Genomic DNA, 2,667 nt, shown 5'->3' on the forward strand with positions numbered 1-2,667 from the left:
TCGGCGTCTGCGTCGAGCGCTCCCCCGACCTCGTCGTCGCGCTGCTCGCCGTCCTCAAGGCCGGCGCCGCCTATCTCCCGCTCGACCCCGCCTATCCCCGCGAGCGCATCGACTACATGCTGCTCGACTCCCGCGCCCAGTGCGTCATCGCCTCCCGCGCGCTCGCAATTCCCGACGGCTCCGCCGTCCGCAACGTCGTCCGTCTCGACGACACCGATCTGATCGCGCGCCTCGACCGCGCCCCCGATCACAATCCCGACCCCGCCGACGTCGGCCTCGCCTCGCATCATCTCGCCTACCTGATCTACACCTCCGGCTCCACCGGCCAGCCCAAGGGCGTGATGATCGAGCACCGCAACACCGTCGCCTTCATCCACTGGGCCCTGCACGCCTTCCCCCCCGACGCGTTCGACGGCGTCCTCGCCTCCACCTCGGTCTGCTTCGACCTGTCCGTCTTCGAGATCTTCGCCACCCTCGCCGCCGCCGGACGCATCGTCCTCGTGCGCGACGTGCTCGCCCTCCCCGAGCTCCCCGACGGCCTCGTCCGCCTCGTCAACACCGTCCCCTCCGCGATCCACGCGCTACTGCTGACCGGACGACTCCCCGCCTCCGTGCGCACCGTCAACCTCGCCGGCGAGCCCCTCCGGCAAAGCCTCGTCGATGCCCTCTACGAGGCCGGCGTCGATCACGTCTACGATCTCTACGGCCCCTCCGAGGACACCACCTATTCGACTTTCACCCGGCGCACCCTCAACGGCCGCCCCACCATCGGCGTCCCGATCGCCAACACCCAGGCGTTCGTCCTGTCCGCCTCCGCGCAACTGCAGCCCGTCGGCGTCCCCGGCGAACTCCATCTCGGCGGCGCCGGACTCGCCCGCGGCTATCTCGGCCGCCCCGAGCTCACCGCCGAACGCTTCGTCGACAACCCCATCCACGACGCCTCCGTGCGCCGCCTCTACCGTACCGGCGACCTCGTGCGCTGGCTGCCCGACGGACAGCTCGAATTCCTCGGCCGGCTCGATCAGCAGGTCAAGATCCGCGGATTCCGGATCGAACTCGGCGAAATCGACGCCCGCCTCGGCGCCTGCGACGGCGTCCGTGAAGCCGCCGTCGTCGCACTCGACCATGCCGGCGAGTCGCAACTCGTCGCCTATGTCGTCCCCCGCGATGCGCACGCCACCTCCGCCCCCGCGCTGCGCGCCGCACTCGCCGCCTTCCTCCCCGCCTACATGATCCCCGCCGCGTTCGTCTTCCTGCCCGCGCTGCCCCTCACCCCGAACGGCAAGCTCGACCGCAAGCGCCTCCCCATGCCGGACGACGCCGATCGCTCACACACCGCGCCCCAGCCGGCGCCGCCTGCGAACGCAACCGAAGCGATGCTGCGCGACGTCTGGCAGACGCTGCTGCAGCGCGAACCGATCGGCGTGACCGATAACTTCTTCGAAATCGGCGGGCATTCGCTGCTGGCGACCCGGATGATCGCGACCGTCGCCGAACGCATGAACGTGACGCTGCCCGTGATGACCGCGTTCAATCACCCGACGATCCGCGATCTCGCCCGCGTGCTCGGCACGCTCGCGCCGGCCGCGCCCGCCACGCACACGCCCCTGCGGCCGTCGACCCTCGACGACGCTGAAAAAGACGAGCTCATCCTATGAACCTGTTGAATGCCCTCATCGACCTGCACGATCGCGGCATCGAACTCGACCGCGTCGACGGCAATCTGAAGATCGCGTTTCGCCGTGATGGCTTGTCCGAGGATCTCAAGCTCTACCTGAAGACGCACAAGAGCCGGATTCTCGATTTGTTCGAACGCTTCGGAATCGATTCGAATCGCGACATCCGCCACGCGTCGTTCGCGCAGCAGCGCCTGTGGATGCTGGATCGAATCGAATCCCCCAGCGCGCAATACAACATGCCCGTCGCCCTGCATCTCGAAGGCGGCCTGAATCTGGACGCGCTCGAGCGAACGCTCGACACGCTGCTGCAGCGGCACGAAATACTGCGCACGGTCTACGGAACCAACGACGACGGCGACTGCGTGCAGATCGTGCGGCGCGCAACCGCCGTCGAGCTTCCGCACATCGACCTGAGCGCCGAGGCGGACGACGCGCGTCTCGCACACGCCGAGCAGCTCGCCCATGAGGAAGCGTCTGTCCCGTTCGATCTGAGCGCGGACCGGATGCTGCGCGCGAAATTGCTGCGGCTCGCGCCGCACACGCACGTCCTCCTGCTCACGCTCCATCACATCGCGTCGGACGGCTGGTCGATGGCGATACTGACGCGCGAGCTGGGCGAACTCTACAACGCGTACGCTCAAGGTCTTCCGAGTCCGCTTGAGCCACTGCGGATTCAATACAAGGACTACGCAAGCTGGCAGCGCCGCGACGCGCGCTCGGAAACGCACGCGCACGACCTCGCCTACTGGACCGCGGCGTTGCGCGATCTGCCGGCCGTCCACAACCTGCCGCTCGATCATCCCCGTCCCGCCGTCGCCGATCATCGCAGCGGCCAGCTCGTCCAGCGCCTCGAAGCCCCATTGCATCGCGAACTCCTGCAGTTCGCCGGCAACCGGCGCGTCACGCTCTTCATGCTCGTCCACGCCGCCTTCGTCGCCTTCCTCGCTCGACTCTCCGGCAGCGCCGACATCGTCGTCGGCACCCCCGT

The 2,667-nt window shown here is 68.3% G+C and carries 2 protein-coding genes; both read left to right on the forward strand.

The annotated features are described in order from the left end of the window. The coding region (locus tag WS62_RS05820) for a non-ribosomal peptide synthetase (RefSeq protein WP_156440877.1) at positions 1-1,658 on the forward strand (1,658 nt) is incomplete at its 5' end. Then, positions 1,655-2,667, forward strand: a 1,013-nt coding sequence (locus tag WS62_RS05825) for a condensation domain-containing protein (protein WP_231748204.1), incomplete at its 3' end; no start/stop codon positions are given. The genes WS62_RS05820 and WS62_RS05825, both read left to right, overlap by 4 nt.

This window comes from Burkholderia sp. ABCPW 14, assembly GCF_001523835.1.
Classification (GTDB): Bacteria; Pseudomonadota; Gammaproteobacteria; order Burkholderiales; family Burkholderiaceae; genus Burkholderia; species Burkholderia mayonis.